The following is an 18687-nucleotide window of genomic DNA, read 5'->3' as shown; positions in this document are numbered from 1 at the left end:
GTGCCGTTTGGTAAACCCATTGCAGAAATCATACGACAGCACCACGAACGCATGGATGGCAGTGGCTATCCTCGAGGACTGAAAGGTGATGATATCCTCCCGGAAGCCCGCGTACTGGCCGTTGCCGATGTGATCGAAGCGATGGCTAGCCATCGCCCATACCGGGCGGCACTGGGGCTGGAGCAGGCATTAACCGAAATAGAGAAAGGCACGGGAACAATCTATGACAAATCGGTAGTAGAGGCGATGGTACGGCTGATACGCCAAAAAGAATACGCCTTACCGGATGGTACGTTTAAAGCCTAGTTAGTAGGTATAATTTTAGAATAACCCGATTTTTCGGCCAACCTAACGTGTTAAACGTTGTCAAATGCTAGGAAAGCATGTCGGCTATCCCTTTACCAAAAAACAGGCCAAGAGCAACGATATTGGTCCGTCGCTACAAATCGACAGGACAATTGACTACAACTGATATAAGTATTCTGCCGTGCCGCAGGTCTATACATCAAGGCCATAAGACCTAGTCGGCCTTTCGATAAGGCAGGGTACAAGCACTCCGTATCAGAAGTTACTCGTCCTTGCCTCTAGCAACTATTCAATTACCCCTGCATATTATTTGTAGTGTAACTGCACACCATGTAATTTACGTCCGGTATCGAAGCGAACTGTGATGTGATTTTCCGGTATACCAGCCTTAGTCATAAAGTCTTTAACTTCAACCGCACGTGCTTGTGATGCGGCCTTTGCATTACCGATATCACCACGATAGCAATATCCCCGAACGACAATCGCCTTGCTTGCTTTTAGTCTGGGTAACAACCGCAATAACTGCCCCTTACCTATATCATCCAGCTTTGGACTAAGCTTTTGGAACGGGATGAAATTTGGGTCGATCGCCATATTGGTTTCAATTTTTTTCTCCAACACAGCTTTCTCTGCAGCGGCCTTCTCTTGTGCGGCCTGAACAGCTGGATCCAGCGTCCGGGCACGATTGCCAGCACACCCCAGTAATAGACCACAAACCAAGCCGTACAACATTAATTGCTTCATGACAAACGTCCAGAAATGAACATTCAATAGCCCGCCCCGGGCACCGGAGCGGGCAACACACCGGTCAATCGAATCAGGCGATAGTCTTGTTGCTAGTCAGATCCCAGCCAGCGCTCACATTGCCGCCACCAGTACCGTCCGCACGTTTCTGCTGGGTATAGGTCCACTTGATCTTGCCGTAAGAGAAGCTAACTTTCTCACTGGGGAAACCTGCATCATTGGCTGCACCACTCGGTACCACCTTGGAAATCAGCACCTGTTCCATTTTGATTTCCGTGTATTTCACCTTGTCACCACCTGCACGGCACAGCTCAATAGTGACATCCTTAATATGTTTGCCAGTGCAGCAAGCCTCATAGATCTTCGGACTAGCCTTATCCAGAAAGTGGATAATTTCTAGCGGGGCATGGTTCACTCGTTCAGCAGTAGCACCACCAGCAGAGCTAGCAGTGGACTGAGCCGGTTGCTCAAGACCATGAACAAAAGACAGGATTTCGATCCAGTCCTTATGCTTGTCGTCGGTACTTTCACCCGGAATGCCATCAATTTTCAGAAATGCATCAAAAGCCATTTATTTACCTTTCTTTACTAAAGTAACAACACGTGGGACTAACCCACCATCAACAATCAACCCGCAGGCTGGGGCAATTCTGCGACGAGTCGCAGCGAAATCGTCAGTTCATCTAGCTGAAAATGCGGCCGCAGGAAAGCGGCAGCACGGTACACACCAGGCTTACCCGGCACCTCCACAACATCTACACGAGCCTCACGTAACGGGTACTTGGCCTTGGCTTCCGGCTGGCAGAATCGTCCAGCAGCACGTATTGCGCCAACCAGGTGTTCAGGTAGTCCTGCACGTTCTGGCGGGAGGCAAAGCTACCGATCTTGTCGCGCATGATGGACTTCATATAATGTGCGATGCGGGACACGGCAAAGATATAGGGCAGCTGGGTGGACAGACGGGCGTTGGCGTTGGCCGCGTCGGTGTTGTAGGTCTTGGCTTTCTGCACGGACTGGCTTAGCAAAGAAAGCGGCATAGTCGGTGTTCTTGCAGTGCACCAAGGCAATCATGCCCAGATCGGACAGCAGCTTTTCCGTTCGGTCGGTGATAGCAACTTCGGTAGGACATTTGAGCGCCACTTCGCCACTGTCCGTCTTAAAGGTATGTGCGGGCAAGCCCTCTACCAGGCCTCCGCCTTCCACACCACGAATTGCCGCCAGCCAGCCGAACTGGGCAAAGGCGTCGGTCAAGCGGGCCGCGTAGGCGTAGGCTGCATTGGTCCACAGGTATTTGTCGTGGTTGGTACCATCAACGTTTTCTTCGAAGTTGAATTCTTCCACAGGCACGTTATCTCGGCCGTAAGGCAGGCGCCCCAGCACGTGCGGCAACACCAAGCCCACATAGCGGGAGTCTTCCGATTCGCGGAAGGATTTCCACTTGGCGTACTCGACGGTGTCGAAGATCTTGGCCAGATCGCGAGGTTTGCCGATGTCGGCGAAGGTTTCCGGGCCGAACAGGCCCGGCGCGGCGGCGGAGATTAGCGGCGCGTGCGCGGCGGCGGCCACGTGTGACAGCTCTTCCAGCAGGTAGAAGTCTTCCGGATGGCGGGTAAATTCGAAATCGCCCACCAGCGCGGCATAAGGCGCGCCGCCGAAGGTGCCGTATTCTTCTTCGTAGATCTTCTTGAATAGTGCGCTCTGATCGAACTCAGAAGCTGCCTTGAAATCTTTGACCAGTTCTTTCTTGGAAACATTGAGCACTTTCAGCTTCAGCTGCGTGCTGGTTTCCGAACTTTTCACCAGATAGTTCAGACCGCGCCAAGAAGCTTCCAGCTGCTGGAAGTCTGGGTGATGCATAATGGCGTTCAGCTGATCAGAAATCAGCGCATCGATCTCAGCGATGCGGGCGTCTAGGCTGGCGCTCAGGTCGCGCGAGACGGTGACGCTGCCTTCCAGCACCTGTTCGGCCAACTCGGCGATCAGGTCGCGGGCATGACCGCGTTCGCTGTCGCTGCTGGCCACGCGGCTTTGTTCGATGATGCTGTCCAGCAAGCTGGATGCCTGTTGCTCAGCAGCCTGCGGCACGGCGACGGTTTGCTGTTCTGCGCTCATGCTCACTCCCCTGCCTTATCGTTACTACCGGATAAGCTGATCTGACGCAGTTTCTCCGTGTCGCGAACGATATCGTCCAGCAAAGCTTCCAGCTTGTCGTTACCAGCCATCTTGTTGCGCAGCTCGGACAGGCGCTGGCGGGCATCCACCAGCTTCTTCAGCGGGTCTACCTGCTTGGCCACGTTTTGAGGTTCGAAGTCAGCCAAGCATTCAAAGTTAAGTTCGACGCCCAGTTGGGTGTCGTCGTCGGCCAGCTTGTTGTCCACCTTCATCGCCAGACGCGGCGCCATGCCCTTGAGCACTTCGTCGAAGTTGTCGCGATCGATTTGCACGAACTTGCGAGCAGGATCCTTCAGCTTGGCAGCTGGCTCTTTGCGATGTCCGGAATAATCTCCGAGCACCCCCATTACAAAGGGCAATTCCTTAGTTTCAATCGCATCACCGATTTCTACGTCGTAGGTGATCTGGACACGTGGAGGACGAACCCGTGACAGTTTTTTCTGCGTACTTTCATTACCCATGATGAGTCCCTATGTAACCGAAAATGATCATCAACCCGTTAAACAATACTGAGAGAGAGACTGGCCATCACGTCACAAAGCTGAGCCAGTGAGAACTGCGAATCGCCCAAACGGCGACTAAGGATATACAGTGCTTCAGCGTAGGACTGATGGCTACGCCAAGGGGCTTGTTTATCTGAGACATCAATGACAAATCGAGGGTCCAGCGTTATCCCCCAGCACTGTGCCAGCATAGGTGCCGTAAGCATTCCGGGCACCAAGGCAAGACAGTTTTGCTCCGGCTGGCGAATAACCAAGCACTGCACAGACATATTGGTAAGTCCTGTGGTGGCGGCCGAAAATAAAGTTAGCCAAGTCACTACGGCCAACATGTCTTCTCCGTCACCAGCCGGAAGAGGTAGAAGGTAAGCCTGCGAGGAAAGACTACCTCGGAACTTGCGCTGTAACTGGCTGTGAAATACAAAGGAAAGCAGCAGCGCCGCTAAATCGGTATCACCACTACCTGCAAGCAACGTAGACAAGTGACTGCACGGGGTCATGGACAAGTGCCGCCCGAGTAGTTGTTCGGCCAACTTGATATCGTCCAATGAACCCGCACCGAATAATGCCTGAGCCTCCAGATACTGCCGACAGGCCACCATCTCAACAGCATTGTCGATCGCATTACGTAGTTGTTCCTGCAAGCCATTGAAGAACAACTCATTGGATAACATCATTACCCCTATGGAAGGGTGGGGTATATCAGAAGGCAACAGAGAAGCCGCTACTAGCGGATACAACCGTCCGCTCTCATCACGACTGGGCTGAATTACGCCTAGCGACAGCCAAGCTCCGTCTGGAGATCGGGTAAGTAAGGACGTTGCTGGCATCCGTAGGTAACGCTGGCGCGCCGCATCATCCCCTAGCAGTACCAAGCTGTCGGCAATCACGTGATCCAACTGGGATGCAGCCGGATGTGTAGCATTGATGCGAATGAAATCCGCACGTCGAGGCAATTTTCCAAAGATGCAGAACTGCCCGCCTAGGTCTTGTGTGCGCTTGAAATTGAAGGCCATGTTCTGGTCGTCCTTATTACAAAGTCACGCGCTCGGGCAGGGTTAGCTTGTAAAGCTTGATAAGCTGCAAGGGATTGACTCCACCAACCATACGGAAATTGAAACGCACCATCTGCCCATCTGCCGCCTTACCGGCTGGCCGGAAAGTTGCACCAAATCACTGCGCTCCTGGCTGACCTTGGCGCTGGCCAAAATGCGCATCAGGCCCATGTGTCCCGACTGGTTAGCAATGACACTGGGAGCACCACTGTAAGACACCACTTGGATACGAGTACCGCTCAACATTATCGGTACCAGGCCAGTTGAAAGGTTGCCGGGTTTGTGGACCATTACGGTAGCGTAGCTCCTGACCGTCAACCACGATGGAAATCTCCGACAACCCGGGTGTGGGCTGAGGCTGCAATTCGAAACGACTGTTCTCGCCATCCTGCAGTTGGGTAGCGGCAAGCGCGCCCAACTTACCTGCACCGGAAAGAAATTCAGGATTAAAGCGAATGCCCTTGTCCCCCCAAGTTCGGGGCACCAACATGTCACCCTTGCGTTGCACTAGTCCATTCAGGTATTTATTGATGAACTTATCGAGCACACCATCATTAGCTTTAACAAAGCGGTTGATTTCCGCCACAGAGGCCACCGTGCCAGAATTGGTAAACGGATACTTGCTGGCCAGCTGTTTCCACTGAGGCAATACCTCATTGGCCCATGCCCGGTTAATGTCTTGTTGAACAGGCCCTTGCATAGCGGTGTAAGACTGTGACAACGGGCGTACCAACATAGGGCGCACCATAGCGGCAGTATCGCTAGATACTTGGTTGAGCAATGAATTGTCGACATAAGAGACCGTGTCAGCCAACTCCGAGCCAGAGCCATTCAGGGTAGCCTGCAAGGTTGCACGAGCCTGCGGACCAGGTTCGTCCGTAGATGCAATGGCCGCCAGTTTTGCCTTCAGCTTTGCCAGTTGATCAAGGTATCCATTGAGAGGAGGATTATCTCCCTTCACCAATTGAGCAATCCCAGCGAACACTTGCCCGACTTCACCATACTGCTTGTTATTCACCTGCTTATCTGCTGAATCATCACTACCTTTTAGGAATGCAGTGGTTTTCTGCAAGACTGACTGCTTGGCGTTCTCAAGTGAGCGATTCAATTCAGAAGGGTTGTCCCAAGAAGTTTCCATTGCTGCGCGCGCAAGAATCAACTTGATAGGTGAACTCTGTTTGTCAGACAACCGGGTCAGCGCTGAGGCTGATTGCGCAGGATTACTGAAGTCACGGACGGTCACTCCCGGCAGGAATTTTTTCCGGCGGAGATATATTGCCCACGGTACAAGGCGGTCAGGACCGCCCGGTTCTTCTCAACATTGCCATCTTTACCCAGATTATCCTGAATGGATGAAGCCAATACCCAGTCATCACTGCGAATCTCTCCCTTACTTGCCTCCTCAATCGCTCTTTTCACGTAGCCATTCCAAGCCTCGCGTGTAAAAGCCCCTTCAATCATCTGGCTACTCGCCATGATGTCCAAGTCACGGTTGTTAAGAATGCGGGCAACGGTAAGAGGTGCATAGCGGGTATTGGCTCGAGCGCGGATTTCGTTATAAACCCTTTCCTCAGCAGACAAATGTTTATAAGAACCGCGCAGTGTATCTCGAGCATCATTGACCAGCCGCGGGTCATTGTTGATCAACGGCAAGTCACTGGCCTTGATCTGACTGACATAGAAAGCCACCAGTTTCTCTGCTACACCCATGACCTCTTCTACCGAATACTGGCCTCGCTGACTTTCCGGTATGGGCGCCAGTAACGAGGAATCTGATCGATCAGCTGTGGCTCATCCATCCGCTTCTGATCGTGCAACATCAGGTAGGGTCTTGAGCGCGTTGTATCCAACCTCCAGTTTCACTGGCTGACTGCCCTCTGCGGGTATGCCCGCGAGGGGATGGTGTTGCGTAGCTGTTGGAGAGTTAACCATTTCGGAAGCCACTGCTTTCTGTGGCCAATTAAGAGCTCCGACCATATAGTCAAGCGCACCAATTACAATGTTCGGCAAACTCCTGCGCGGTTTGATTGGGTGTGGGTGCGGCTTGGGGGCAAGAATTGGAGCAGGCTTGACAGCCACAGGAACCGGCTTCGTCTCAACCGACTTTTCTACTGCGGGTTGAGATTTGTATTGTTTGAGAGTTTCTTCCAAATTGCGCTGCACCGGCATCAACATCACTTGACGCAGACCGGCGAAATACTCCTTACGCAAACGAGCCTCCAACTCATGGCCTTGGTACAACCCCCATCCCAGCTGCCATGGCTCACCATTCTTGCGATAGGCCTGCAACTCTTCCAGCCGCTGCTGGAGCAACAGTAAGCCCCGGAGTTTGTTGTACAACTGACCAGAAGCAGACAGCTTCTCAGCCTGAACTCTATCAGTGGCCACCTGCTCAAGCAGCCGCTGATTACCAATGTAAGTCCAGGACCATATGCTAAGCCACACCAGCGAGCAACAACACGCCTACAACCATGGTAGCCAAGCGAGTCCAGCCAACTCGTGGAGATGTCTGACGAGAGATCAGGTGCTGATCTGGAAACAGTACATTACGGAAGAAATCGCGCAGGAAAAAACTATGGGAGGACGGAGCTTGCTTGCCATCGCGATGAGTAGCACTGAGATTGAACAGGCCTTGTACCCGATTCGCCGCTACGATGCGAGGCACCCCCTCCTGCAAAGCACTGGTGAAGTAAAAACCGCGCAGCAAAGGATGAGCGTGGTAAGGGTCATCTTCATATAAAAGGTGCATGAATTTCACCACAGCTTCTTTTAAGCCGTGGAACTCAATCGGAAAAGCAAAATGCGCCGGACTACACTTGTCACCTCGATGCTGCACAAGCTTCTCTTCCCCCATCTGGACCAACCCACGATAGAGCAATTCAAACTGCTGGGACGCCACGGTGGAAATGTCAAAACCCTTGCCTTGCTCTGCAGTCAGAGTGACACCCCAAACTTGGGAACGCTCACCCTCATCAGCATCCTGAAAGAACTGGGAAAAGCCTCCCAACAAATCTAACTTGGTAAACAACAAATACACAGGCACCTGTACACCAAAGGTATTGCACATTTCATGAATGCGCTCACGTACTTGGCGGGCGTAGGTAACAAAACCTTCGCTGTGATACTGCGCCAACTCTGGCAGGCTAATGGCGACCAGAATGCCGTTTACCGGTGCTTTAGCTCGGTGCTTTTTCAGCAGCTTGAGAAACTCCAGCCACTCAACTCTATCCTCGCTCTGGGTGGCATAACGACCAGCGGTATCGAGCAATACACCTTCGGTAGAAAAGAACCAGTCGCAATTTCGGGTGCCACCAACACCACGGATTCCGCTTTTATCACTGAAAGGAAAGGTCAAGCCGGATTGCAAGATAGCGGAACTCTTACCCGCCGCAGGGTGGCCAATAATCATGTACCAAGGCAATTCATATAAAGCAGCACTACCACTGGAAACGCCTAGCTTTGATTTCTTTAGGGTATCCACTGCGGCTAGCAGCTTTTGCCGCAATTGCGTCACTTCTGCACGCTTACTGGTATCTGCGCCAATCACCGCATCATCCGCTTGCTTGCGCAGCATTTTTTCCAGCAGCCCACCTGCTCTGCGTGCAAATAACTGACCAAGCAGCAAAGTGAGTATCCAAAACAGCATCACGCCCACGATCCAACCAAGCCGAGCATCCAGCTCAGCCAGCCCAAGCCAAGGGCCAACGAACCAGATGAGCGCGATCAAAATCAGGAAGCCAATCGCAGAGGCGACCTTCCCATGTCGAAGCCAAGCTTGCATAACCACCACTTATCGAATAATTGAAATGTTACTTTTTACCCAGCAATACCTTCAGAGACCCAGGCTGCTCGATATGCCCAAAATCCTTGAAACTCCAGTTCCCACCCCAAGTGAGCCCGACCGCTTGAGCCTCCTCACCCAGAGCCTGATAAGCCTGCATCGCCCACGCATCGCGCTCTGAAATCACAACCTTGCCATTGCGCATGGGAGCCAGATCCACAGCAAGCCCATACTGGTGCTTACTCTGCCCACCCTTAGCCTGTGTCACATGGTTACTTTGCGCAGCCAACGCATCTTGCCGCGCAGGGCTGCGATAACCCTCTAGGAGTACCATGGCAAATCCTCGGGCCTTCATCGTCGCCATCACGCGCAACACCGTCTGTACAAAGACAGGATTCATACGGCTCCAGTCCCGGTTAGCGTGAATAATATCCAGCCCGGGCATCTGCACCTGCACATCTGTGAATGCCAGCGGCGGCAGAGGCGGCGGTGGCACCAGTTTTTCCTCCAGCAGCGTTTGCTTAATTCGAGCAGCCTGCTGGTAATCCGGTACAACATACTCAGGGCGCTGGTAATAACGCCCCATTTTGAGAACCCCCCACACCCCCCACCGACCAAGGCAAAGGACAGCAACAACCACGTCAACCAGCGATAGCGTTGCCGCCGATTAAGTCGGCCCAAGTCGGAAATCACGGGGGTCGACGCAGGGGGCCCCGAAGAGACTACCGGACTAACCACTCCAGCTGTCCTCCGTTCAGCCCAACCATCAACCATCGCGCTTAGCCAAGAAAAAACGCCATCCAACCCAAGCCACCGCCAAAACCAAACCAGCTATCAACAAAGGGAGCCTGATAGACAAAAACATCATTCCACCCACAATTCCCTAAACCAATTATTTAATTTAAAGTGAAATCAGCACGACCAACAATACCCAAAAGCACTTTTTATTTGTAATTTAACATGACTTTTGAATATTTGTAATTGCTAGTAAACTACGATGAGTTGACTGGCAACCATCAGGAATCACATTTCATCCCATGCTGACGAGACTCAGAAGATATTGTTTGATCGTTGCGCTGAAGACCTTGCCAATACTGGTACTGGCAGCCTGTGCAGGGCCAAAGCTGGTAAACATCACAGGGGAAGGCAGCAAGAGCATGAACCGGGACGCGCAAGGCAAACCTTTGTCAGTGGTGGTACACGTACACCATTTGCGCAACACCGAAGCCTTTAACCGCCTGACTATGGAGGCTATGGTAGGGGGAAAATCAGAGACAGAGCTTCTTGGTAACACACTGATTTCAAGCAAAGAAATTACCTTGATACCGGAGGAAAATTCTCCGAACCGGACACTATCGAAGAAGAAACACGCTACATTGGAGTCGTCGGATTCTTCAGACAACCAGACACCGGCTACTGGCGTCTGCTGTATACCGCCGACGCGGTAAAACGTGATGGTTTAAATTTCAAAGCGGCAGATTGCTACCTGCTACCTTCGCGGACTAAGAACATCGCCATACCCGGACAATCAACACGCCCGCCATCAGATTGCTCCGGTAGACACCACTGAGGAGAGGTACCTCAGTACTGTCTCAATTTAACAACAATAGTTACGACTAATTAAATTTTTACTTAATTTAAATCTATAGGGAATTGCTGCCCCATAAAAATGACAAATGGCTTCTAAAATACATGAATTATTACATTAGGCTTTTAAGGTGTTCGGCCAACCTGCTTATCCAATTCGAACGAATCATGGTGCTCGTAATAGTAACGGGGCGATACGGGATGGCGATTAAGTCGACAACTGCGAGTAATGAACAGTGAAGGTTTGAAGTTCAATGCAACAGGCGAAACGAATTTTGTGGGGTGAAGGCATGTTCCTACGCCCCCAGCACTTTCAGCAGCAATCATTGTTTCTTGAGCAAAAAGCTACCGCTCTATTGCAACAATCACACCGTCATCAGTGGGGAGTTACCCAACTTCAATTAGACGAGCAGGCGCTGAAAGAGGGGGTCGTACGCATTGATCTATTGGCGGTAATGTTCCGCGACGGCACTCTTTATCAAGCACCGGCCCATTCGGCACTCCCACTATCGCGCGACCTAACATCTCTACCTCAACTCGGTATCAAGACTAAGCTCTACGCCTGCCTAGCACAGATGCAACCTTACGGCGGCAACACCCGCAACGGTGGGACTGCAACCCGTCCTACACGCTTTATCAGTCAGCAAAGCGAACTGGCTGATCTCTACACACAGGCATTAGAAGCTGATATCAGTACATTAGAACTAGATGTGAGACTGATGTTGGAAGAAGAAAATCGTGATGGCTATGATGCTATTCCATTGTGTGAACTGGAGAAGAATGCCACAGGGCAATGGGTAATAGTGCAAGGCTTCATACCTCCGCTGACCACGGTTAGCGCCGCGGAAAGCGTTCAGCAGATACTGAGACGCTTGCTAGATATCCTGCTGGTAAAAAGCCAGTCCCTAGCAGGTAGTCATCGGGAACGCGCCAAAAGTGTTGTGGAATATGGTGCAACAGATATTAGTTCTTTTTGGCTACTACACACCGTCAACCGCAACTTCGCCAGGGCTGCGACATCTATCACTTAGCGAACCGCTACATCCTGAAGAGCTATACATGGCACTAGCAGAATTTTGTGGCGAACTGCAAACCTTTTCTACGCTATACAGCCCGGCAGATATACCGTCCTACCACCACGAACAGTTACACCAAGTACTTCCGAAGCTTGATCACCAGATTCGCGAACTGCTAGATACGGTGATCTCCGCTCGCTATACCGTTATCCCCCTGCATTCACCCAAGCCATCGTTCTATATAGGACGCCCGGAAAGTGACCGTCTATTGGAAAACGTCGACTTCTATCTCTCGGTGCAGAGCGAGCTACCGGCCACTCAGGTGATCGACAACGTACCGCTGAAAATGAAGATTGGCGCACCGGACGACGTGGAAAAAATCCTCAACTCTGCTATGCGCGGCGTCGCTATTCACCATGCAACGCAAACACCTTCTGCCGTGCCGGTGCGCGTTGGCAACCACTACTTTGCCTTCGAACCACACGGGGATATTTTTGTTCGCATGTTGCAGTCGCGCAGCATCTGTATTTACGTTCCTCAAACCCTGTCAGATCTAAGCCTTGAGCTGATCGCCGTTTTCCGCTGAGCACACCATGAGTCAAGCCACGAGATCTCCAGCAATAGAACACCCCATCGCCATCGCCGCCCCTGCAGCTCCCTCTCTTCGAGAAATGCTAGAAGATGGCATCTATTTATTATTTCTACTGAAAGATGGCAACGAGCCCGGCAGCGCCGTTGAGTTCAACCGCCGCGTTGACAGCTTTCTCTCCCAATATGAGAAAAACGCACGCAATTTCAATAAAGACATAAACGACATCAATCACGCGAAATATGCCTTTTGTGCATTGATGGACGAAATCATCTTGTCGTCCAATTTCTCATTACGAGATGAATGGGAACGCATGCCACTACAGTTACGCCTTTTTGGCGAACATCTCGCAGGAGAAGGCTTTTTCAATCGGCTGGAACAACTACGCCTCGAGCCAGCCCAGAACATCGAAGCACTGGAAGTGTTCTACACCTGCTTACTACTGGGCTTTCAAGGGAAATATCTGCTAGAAGGTGAAGAAAAGCTAGGTTACCTCACACACAAACTGGGACAAGAAATTCAGCAGGTGCGCGGAGGCAAAGCCGAGTTCTCCCCCAACTGGCAGTTGCCACAACGCTTCCAAGCCTTTGTTCGCCACGAACTACCTCTGTGGCTCTACTTCGCACTACTCGCGGTCGTAGGTAGTGGCATCTTTTTTACCTATCGCTGGTTACTTTCGCAGCAACTAAGCAAAGTGTTTGGCTCCTGACATGGCGACTTTCAACCGACAGCCTCTGCTACAGCCATCGGTATTAGACCGTCTGCTGGACGACTATCCAGACAACAACCTGCTGGATAACGCACCGCTGTACGAGCTAACGCAGTTCAAACAGTCGCTAGCTCGCGATCTCGAGTCCTTGCTCAATACTCGGCTAATGCCAGCTGAGGTACGTGACGACGATTACCCTCTCGCTCGCACCAGCATGCTCAACTACGGGATTCCAGACCTCAGCGGCATAAGCCTGCTCAACCCTGACGACCGGGAATTACTACGAGAGCAACTGCGTCGAGCTATCGAAACTCACGAACCACGGCTGTCTAGAGTACGGGTCAATCTCGACGCTCCACGAGAGATGGAGCGCCACCTGCGCTTTCGCGTCGATGCTGTACTACGTATTCACCCCCACCGTCCACCAGTCACGTTCGATGCCACGCTGCAACTGTCGTCCAACGTATACAAAGTTGAATGATAGACAACGCCCTGTACGCCATGAGTCATCGTTTTCCATTTTGCCCCGTCGCGGGGCGACATTAAAGAAGAGATGAAATCAGGATGGACCTCACCAGTGTTCTCGCCAGCTTCGCCAGCGCCTTCACCCAGCACCAGCGCCTGCTCACCCTGCAGCTCGAGGCCCCATCGCTCAGCGCCGAATCGTTGTTGCCCCACGCGCTGGACGGCCGCGAGGGCGTCTCCGAGGCCTATCTCTATCAGCTCACCTGTCTGTCTCCCGATACCCATCTTGAACTCAAGTCGCTGCTCGGCCTGACCGCCCGGCTGGGGGTACAGGAGGCCGATGGCCGGGAGAGTATCCGCTGTGGCGTCGTCTCGCGCGCCGAGTTGTTGGGCGCCGATGGCGGTTTCGCCAAGTATGCGCTGACCCTCGAGCCGCCGTTTGCCCTGTTGCGCCACCGCCGGACTTCACGGGTGTTTCAGGATCTGACCGTCCCGGAGATCGTGACGCAGATCCTCCACGAGCATCAGGCCAATAATGCCGTCTTTGCCCGGTGCAGACGCTGAGCTTTCACACCCAGCCAGCCGCTCCCCGCCGGTATTGTCTGCAGTACCGCGAGAGCGATTTCGATTTCATCGTGCGGCTGTTGCAGGAAGAAGGCTATGCCCGGCGTTTCGAGCACCACGACGGGGAGACGCCACAGGTGGAACTGGTGGTGTTCGACGATCCTTACAGCCTGCCCGCCGCGCCGTTGGAGCGGGTGCGCTATCACCGTCGTGATGCCACCGAGGACGAAGACGGGCTGACCGACTGGTCGGCCAGCCGTCAGGTGGTCGCCAGTCAGGTGGCGTTGGCCAGCTTTGACTACCAGCCGGTGGCGACCCAGCACAGCCTTGACCAGAGCCGTATTGATCAGGGGGCGCGTGGCGAAACGCTGCAATCCACCTTGCAGGACTACGATCCGCAATCGCTCCACTATGCCAATGACGCCGATCAGCTTGGCCAGTATGCCCAGCTGCGCCAGCAGGCACACGATGCCCGGGCCAAGACCTTCAGCGGCAGCGGGTCAGTCCGTGGTCTGTGTGCTTAAGCCAATGGTTCCGGCTGGATGATCATCCGGCGCACGAGGGGGACAGCCGTGAGCAGCGTGAATTCGTGGTTACCCGGCAGACCTTCCGGGCGCGTAACAACCTGCCCGTCGACCTGCAGGGGGCGCTGTCCGGCCTGATCGGCCAACCCGAGGCGGATGCGGCCAAGTCGCCGTTCGAGACCGAATTCACCGCCCAGCGGCGCGGTCTGCCGCTGACGCCAGCGTATGCGCACAGCGAGCTGGCCCGACCCACCTCCCGGGGCGTGCAGACCGCCACGGTGGTCGGCCCGGCCGGTGAGGAGGTGTATACCGATGCCCGGGGCGCATCAAGGTGCAGTTCCACTGGCAGCGGCCAGACGAACACCCGACCCTCGGCGCCAATCTCGATGACCAGTCCTCCTGCTGGCTACGGGTGGCCATGCCCTCGGCTGGCGCTACTGGGGGCACCAGTTCATTCCGCGCATCGGTCAGGAAGTGCTGGTCGACTTCATCGAAGGCGACATCGACCGCCCGGTGATTGTGGGCGTGCTGTACAACGGTAGTCATGCCACCCCGGCCTTTAGCGGCGCCGGTGCCCTGCTTAAGCCAACAAGACCCTGTCCGGCATCAAGTCGAAAGAACATCAGGGTGGGCAATACAACGAACTGCTGTTCGACGACACCCCGGCGAAGTGCGGGCCAAACTCAGCAGCGAATCCGGCAAGACCCAGCTCAACCAGGGCTTTCTGACCCAGCCGCGCACGAACGGCAAAGCCCAGCCGCGCGGTAACGGCTTCGAACTGCGGACCGACCAGCACGGCGCGATCCGCGCCGCCCACGGTCTGCTGCTCACGACCGAGGCACAGAACGGGGCCGCTTACCCACAGCTGGCACGGGAACACGTGCAAAGCCAGCTCGATGCCGCCCTCAACCTGAGCCAAAGCCTCGGCCGACACCGCCAGCGCCCAGTTGGCCGACCGCATGGAAACCGGGCCGGAGGCCATCAATCCGGACAACAGCGCCGCCGGAAAGAAAGACAGCGGCCACCTGCAACACCACGTCGCGGCCCTCAAAGCCCGGGAAGTAAGCAGCAACACCGATAAAGAGGGCAAGACCGCCAAAGACCAAAGCGGTCAGCAACCGTTACTCATCCTGTCCGGCCCGGCCGGTATCGCCAGTGCCAGTGAACAAAGCCAGACCCTCAGCGTTAAGCACCAACCTTAACCTGATCGCCCAGCGCGACAGCAACCACACCACCGGTCGCCGCTGGCTGCACAACGTCGGCCAGCACATCAGCCTGTTTGTGGCGGGGGTGAAGGACAAGGTGGCGCTGAAGCTGATTGCGGCCAAAGGCAAGGTACAGGTGCAGGCACAGAGTGGGGAGATGGAGCTGACGGCGGACCAGGATGTCACCGTTACGTCGTGTAAGGGCAAGGTGACGATTGCCGCCAGCCAGGAAATCCTGCTGACCAGCGGCGGTGGCTATATCCGGCTGAAGGGGGGGAACATCGAGATTCACTGCCCGGGCACGGTGAGTGTGAAGGGGGCAAAGCATGTGATGGACAGCGGGACCTCTCTCGGCATACCAATGCCATGGTTTAAAGAAACGCATGACAGTAGTATCCAGTACAAAATTTTGGACGCCTCTGGAAACCCGGTCCCCAATTTTCAATACCAGTTACAAACAAAAACTGGATTAATGTACAAAGGTATAACTGATGAGAATGGATACACCCAACGTATCTATGCTGCAACAACAGAAATATTTACTATTACTAAGAAAATAATTAGCCAAACTGCACAAGAAGATCTGCAACCGGCAAGCAAAAGGGTTTTTGATGATGAAGAATAAAGACAAAGCCAATCCCAAAAGTGATCACACTCACCATGAGAGAGTAAAAATCGATTGCACATGCAATCGAGACATAACCATAGATGAATTAATCGACTGCTACCCAAGTCAAAAAATATCGATATTAGAAAATTTTTTGCCCCACATTAATAATACATTTAAAAAATACGAAATCAATACTTGCATGCGCCGCATGCACTTTCTAGCACAGATTGGCCATGAGTCTGCCAGCCTAAAATATACAGCAGAAATATTAAATAAAGGCGTATCAGAGAGTAACGTATATGATGGATATAAAGGACGAGGACTTATTCAAATAACATGGAAGAAAAATTATGAGAAATATGGAGATTTTATAGGGGAAGATTTTCTAGGAAAAAACAAGTACAAACTTGAGGCCGCAAATTTCGCAGCAGATTCTGCTGGATGGTTTTGGACAAATGGAAGTTCGTTAAATATTAATACTTTGGCTGACAAAAATGATTTTATTGCAATAACCATCTTAATAAATGGTGGCCTAAATGGTTTTGAACATAGAAAATCTCTATTAAAAAACTCTTACGAATCTATGAATTTAAGTTCGTGCAAAAGCTTAGCTGTGCTACGTGACAGCATGCCTGATGAGGCAAAAAAATCGCTCTCCACAGATGAATACCAGTTCAAGGACAGCCTTGCTTTTAAGAGTCCTAGAAGTGCGTTTGCTTGGGGATACTGGCACGATCCAGATAGCAAACGATCCGGCACAGAAAAAGACAAAGATAAATCTGTTTTAGGCTATCAAAGGTTTCTAGAATTAATTGAGAAAGATCCATTCAAGAAAAAAGCATTTGGCCTAACCCCTGCTCAAATGGAAAAAATCGCAAAAACCGCAACACAGGAAAAAGACTAGAAACCATCATGAAAAAATTATTATTTTTTTTCGCGATAATTTCAATATGTTCAATCGCAAAATCAACAGAAATTAATGACACCGAAAAACCAAAACCGATAAAAATTATAGCACAAAAAAAAATAGACACAGAAATATTTACACCAATATTTATACAATACATTCAACCAGGGAAAAGAACACCGTCCTGTTCAATAATACTCAAACAAAAAGAATATAAAGTTATATTCTTCGAACAAAATGACATTGAAGACTACTCTAACTGCAGCAAAATTTACCAACCCATAATAACAAAAATAAAAGGGGAGTTTTACGCAGCATATAAATACAGCGAAGAAGAGACCAGAGGATCATTAATTGATGACTACGTTGTCATGAGCATAAAAAAAAATAGCTTTCATATTTGTAAAAACATAGACAAAATCACAGATATAATGAAAAAATCAGGAAAACAAACATCTAAATCACTAAAATTTATTATTGAAAAAAACAGTTGTCTATAAATATAACCATCATCCATTAATAATAGCTTTAATAAACAACCTCTATTTAATTAACAATAATATTTTACATGTCATTCTTAAACAGTCCAACTTCCCGCTTGTATTCTGATTAGCCAGATATCTCACGTCAGATTGGAATACAGGGGATTGTGACACTAGCTAAGCCATAGCAATCCGACAAAAAATAATTAGTTATTGCCTAAAGGATAAATTTTTCCAGCAGACATTTCCTGTAAAGCCAAAGCTTTTCAGGCATACCAAAAAAGAAATAAAAGAAATTTTGCCGAATATTATATTTAATTAATCAGACGGTCAGACTTGACACTACCGATGGCTACGAAAATTACATTTAACCTAATAGTAATTACTTCAACAATAGCTTCGACTGCGAGCGCAACAAATTTCAGTAAGGAAGATTTTTACTCAACCATCACCCACCCCAAAAACCTAGCAGGTGAAAATAGCACAAACTTTATTAAGAAAATAAAAAATAATTGCACAAAAAAGCAACGAAGATTTTCCATCAAATAGAAGCTATCTAAACATATATCAATGCAAAATACAAAATGAAAACCATACAATAGGACTAAATGAAGAAAACTCACACGGAAAGATAATAAGCAATTACTTCGGACTAATTACATCAGAAAAGCAATATTCAATAATTTTAAAAAAATTAGATCAAAAAATGGGAAAGGATACAATCTAAATGACACAAAAAAATTAAACAACAAAATAGAATGGAACACTAAAATAAATAGCGACAGCAGTGTAAATATAGAAATATCAATTTTAACAACAGTAAATAAAACATATTTACAAGCAAATCTAGAAGACAACAGCGCGCCTTAAAGAGAGAAAGAAAATGAGGGGAATTATTATAGTTTCACTAGTGCCACTGATTACATCCTCCATCGCCAGCGCGGAGGAAATCAAGATAGCTTCCCCCACAAAAAAAGAGACCATAACTTATAAATGTAGCAATTCATTTTGCTCAGCTTGGGTAGAAGATGAAAACTCGAAATTATTCTTCTTCAAGGAAGTTAAAACTGCTACGATCACTGCCAAATGGGCCTCACCAGATCTGGCTCATATATCATTTTCATGTGGAAGCCCATGCTCGGTAAGTTTTTTTTATAAAAAAACAAAAGGCATCTCCAAGGACATTCATGACATACTGGCAATTAACACCAGTAAAGACTGTGTACTAACTCCAACCGAAGATGGCATTGCTACCTTCCCAATTTTTGCAACAAGTCAAATAAATCCATTTTGGCATATCAAATACAACGATAAAAAAATTAATTTTTACACTAAATCCGCAGTAATTTTTTCTACTATTCACGCAAAATTCAACAAGGATGATTCACTAGAATTTAAATACACAAAAAACAATGGCTCGGAAGGAAAATACAAAGTAGAAGACCCCTGTAAAAAATAAAATCCACATGAT

20 protein-coding genes and 2 pseudogenes are annotated in these 18687 nt (G+C 50.4%); 11 read left to right on the top strand and 11 right to left on the bottom strand.

Annotated features, from left to right (window positions below):
* Positions 1-306, top strand: a complete 306-nt coding sequence (locus tag GKE73_RS23885) for an HD-GYP domain-containing protein (protein ID WP_312854478.1) — start codon at positions 1-3, stop codon at positions 304-306.
* A gap of 306 nt (positions 307-612) precedes the next feature.
* Here GKE73_RS23885 and GKE73_RS15160 read toward each other — a convergent pair whose 3' ends face one another.
* From GKE73_RS15160 to GKE73_RS15115, 11 genes and pseudogenes are all read right to left on the bottom strand, one after another.
* The gene (locus tag GKE73_RS15160) at positions 613-1050 is read right to left on the bottom strand and encodes an OmpA family protein (protein ID WP_230370619.1); all 438 of its coding nucleotides are present in this window, start codon (positions 1048-1050) and stop codon (positions 613-615) included.
* 73 nt (positions 1051-1123) lie between these two features.
* A complete protein-coding gene (locus tag GKE73_RS15155; RefSeq protein WP_230370618.1) occupies positions 1124-1621 on the bottom strand; it encodes an Hcp family type VI secretion system effector in 498 nt (165 codons plus the stop codon).
* 56 nt (positions 1622-1677) lie between these two features.
* Positions 1678-1979: pseudogene (locus tag GKE73_RS26690) on the bottom strand (hypothetical protein).
* The gene (gene tssC, locus GKE73_RS15145; protein ID WP_230370617.1) at positions 1927-3162 is read right to left on the bottom strand and encodes a type VI secretion system contractile sheath large subunit; all 1236 of its coding nucleotides are present in this window, start codon (positions 3160-3162) and stop codon (positions 1927-1929) included. Before tssC ends, GKE73_RS26690 begins: the two are co-directional and overlap by 53 nt.
* Before the next feature lie 2 nt (positions 3163-3164).
* Positions 3165-3683, bottom strand: coding sequence for a type VI secretion system contractile sheath small subunit (gene tssB / locus GKE73_RS15140; protein ID WP_230370616.1), 519 nt, complete (start codon positions 3681-3683; stop codon positions 3165-3167).
* 38 nt (positions 3684-3721) lie between these two features.
* The gene (gene tagF / locus GKE73_RS15135; protein WP_230370615.1) at positions 3722-4738 is read right to left on the bottom strand and encodes a type VI secretion system-associated protein TagF; all 1017 of its coding nucleotides are present in this window, start codon (positions 4736-4738) and stop codon (positions 3722-3724) included.
* A gap of 223 nt (positions 4739-4961) precedes the next feature.
* Positions 4962-6020: a type VI secretion IcmF C-terminal domain-containing protein gene (locus GKE73_RS24975; RefSeq protein ID WP_230370614.1), complete on the bottom strand. Its 1059-nt coding sequence runs from the start codon at positions 6018-6020 to the stop codon at positions 4962-4964.
* On the bottom strand, positions 6017-6487 hold the full coding sequence (locus GKE73_RS26015; RefSeq protein WP_376767364.1) for an ImcF-related family protein: 471 nt from the start codon (positions 6485-6487) through the stop codon (positions 6017-6019). Before GKE73_RS26015 ends, GKE73_RS24975 begins: the two co-directional genes overlap by 4 nt.
* A gap of 81 nt (positions 6488-6568) precedes the next feature.
* A complete protein-coding gene (locus tag GKE73_RS26010) occupies positions 6569-7222 on the bottom strand; it encodes an ImcF-related family protein (protein WP_376767363.1) in 654 nt (217 codons plus the stop codon).
* Positions 7212-8504: a type VI secretion system membrane subunit TssM gene (gene tssM, locus GKE73_RS15120; RefSeq protein ID WP_230370613.1), complete on the bottom strand. Its 1293-nt coding sequence runs from the start codon at positions 8502-8504 to the stop codon at positions 7212-7214. Before tssM ends, GKE73_RS26010 begins: the two co-directional genes overlap by 11 nt.
* An 82-nt stretch (positions 8505-8586) precedes the next feature.
* Positions 8587-9162 (bottom strand): M15 family metallopeptidase, encoded by a 576-nt coding sequence (locus tag GKE73_RS15115; protein ID WP_230370612.1) that lies wholly within the window; start codon positions 9160-9162, stop codon positions 8587-8589.
* A gap of 433 nt (positions 9163-9595) precedes the next feature.
* On the opposite strand from GKE73_RS15115, the gene tssJ reads away from it, so the two are divergent.
* From tssJ to GKE73_RS15070, 10 genes and pseudogenes are all read left to right on the top strand, one after another.
* Positions 9596-10006 (top strand): type VI secretion system lipoprotein TssJ, encoded by a 411-nt coding sequence (gene tssJ / locus GKE73_RS15110; protein WP_512698928.1) that lies wholly within the window; start codon positions 9596-9598, stop codon positions 10004-10006.
* Positions 9913-10128, top strand: a complete 216-nt coding sequence (locus GKE73_RS26005; protein WP_376767438.1) for a type VI secretion lipoprotein TssJ — start codon at positions 9913-9915, stop codon at positions 10126-10128. Before tssJ ends, GKE73_RS26005 begins: the two co-directional genes overlap by 94 nt.
* A 271-nt stretch (positions 10129-10399) precedes the next feature.
* Positions 10400-11176, top strand: a complete 777-nt coding sequence (tssK, locus tag GKE73_RS15105; protein ID WP_230370610.1) for a type VI secretion system baseplate subunit TssK — start codon at positions 10400-10402, stop codon at positions 11174-11176.
* 28 nt (positions 11177-11204) lie between these two features.
* Positions 11205-11747, top strand: coding sequence for a type VI secretion system baseplate subunit TssK (gene tssK, locus GKE73_RS15100; protein ID WP_230370609.1), 543 nt, complete (start codon positions 11205-11207; stop codon positions 11745-11747).
* 7 nt (positions 11748-11754) lie between these two features.
* Entirely contained in the window at positions 11755-12459 is a 705-nt protein-coding gene (icmH, locus tag GKE73_RS15095; protein WP_230370608.1) for a type IVB secretion system protein IcmH/DotU, read from the top strand.
* A 1-nt stretch (position 12460) separates the two neighbouring features.
* Entirely contained in the window at positions 12461-12940 is a 480-nt protein-coding gene (gene tssE / locus GKE73_RS15090) for a type VI secretion system baseplate subunit TssE (RefSeq protein WP_230370607.1), read from the top strand.
* Positions 12941-13023: 83 nt separating this feature from the next.
* Positions 13024-15842, top strand: a pseudogene (locus tag GKE73_RS26000) (type VI secretion system Vgr family protein).
* Complete coding sequence (locus GKE73_RS15080; RefSeq protein WP_230370606.1) at positions 15829-16731, top strand: glycoside hydrolase family 19 protein; 903 nt, start codon at positions 15829-15831, stop codon at positions 16729-16731. The pseudogene GKE73_RS26000 and the gene GKE73_RS15080 overlap by 14 nt, the downstream one beginning before the upstream one ends.
* An 8-nt stretch (positions 16732-16739) precedes the next feature.
* On the top strand, positions 16740-17234 hold the full coding sequence (locus GKE73_RS15075) for a hypothetical protein (RefSeq protein WP_230370605.1): 495 nt from the start codon (positions 16740-16742) through the stop codon (positions 17232-17234).
* Between the two features lie 865 nt (positions 17235-18099).
* Complete coding sequence (locus tag GKE73_RS15070) at positions 18100-18675, top strand: hypothetical protein (RefSeq protein WP_230370604.1); 576 nt, start codon at positions 18100-18102, stop codon at positions 18673-18675.
* Positions 18676-18687 lie beyond the last annotated feature (12 nt).

The organism is Paludibacterium denitrificans (assembly GCF_009707705.1).
GTDB lineage: Bacteria > Pseudomonadota > Gammaproteobacteria > Burkholderiales > Chromobacteriaceae > Paludibacterium_A > Paludibacterium_A denitrificans.
Note: the sequence above shows the minus strand (reverse complement) of the source record. Positions and strands in the feature narration are given on the sequence as shown.

Coding starts and splice junctions, on each gene's coding strand:
- tssK (WP_230370609.1), top strand. CDS start 11,205: ATGGCACTAGCAGAATTTTGTGGCGAACTGCAAACCTTTTCTACGCTA.
- icmH (WP_230370608.1), top strand. CDS start 11,755: ATGAGTCAAGCCACGAGATCTCCAGCAATAGAACACCCCATCGCCATC.
- tagF (WP_230370615.1), bottom strand. CDS start 4,738: ATGGCCTTCAATTTCAAGCGCACACAAGACCTAGGCGGGCAGTTCTGC.
- GKE73_RS15070 (WP_230370604.1), top strand. CDS start 18,100: ATGAGGGGAATTATTATAGTTTCACTAGTGCCACTGATTACATCCTCC.
- GKE73_RS26015 (WP_376767364.1), bottom strand. CDS start 6,487: ATGGGTGTAGCAGAGAAACTGGTGGCTTTCTATGTCAGTCAGATCAAG.
- tssJ (WP_512698928.1), top strand. CDS start 9,596: ATGCTGACGAGACTCAGAAGATATTGTTTGATCGTTGCGCTGAAGACC.
- tssC (WP_230370617.1), bottom strand. CDS start 3,162: ATGAGCGCAGAACAGCAAACCGTCGCCGTGCCGCAGGCTGCTGAGCAA.
- GKE73_RS15075 (WP_230370605.1), top strand. CDS start 16,740: ATGAAAAAATTATTATTTTTTTTCGCGATAATTTCAATATGTTCAATC.
- tssB (WP_230370616.1), bottom strand. CDS start 3,683: ATGGGTAATGAAAGTACGCAGAAAAAACTGTCACGGGTTCGTCCTCCA.
- GKE73_RS15155 (WP_230370618.1), bottom strand. CDS start 1,621: ATGGCTTTTGATGCATTTCTGAAAATTGATGGCATTCCGGGTGAAAGT.
- tssK (WP_230370610.1), top strand. CDS start 10,400: ATGCAACAGGCGAAACGAATTTTGTGGGGTGAAGGCATGTTCCTACGC.
- tssE (WP_230370607.1), top strand. CDS start 12,461: ATGGCGACTTTCAACCGACAGCCTCTGCTACAGCCATCGGTATTAGAC.
- GKE73_RS15160 (WP_230370619.1), bottom strand. CDS start 1,050: ATGAAGCAATTAATGTTGTACGGCTTGGTTTGTGGTCTATTACTGGGG.
- GKE73_RS15080 (WP_230370606.1), top strand. CDS start 15,829: ATGATGAAGAATAAAGACAAAGCCAATCCCAAAAGTGATCACACTCAC.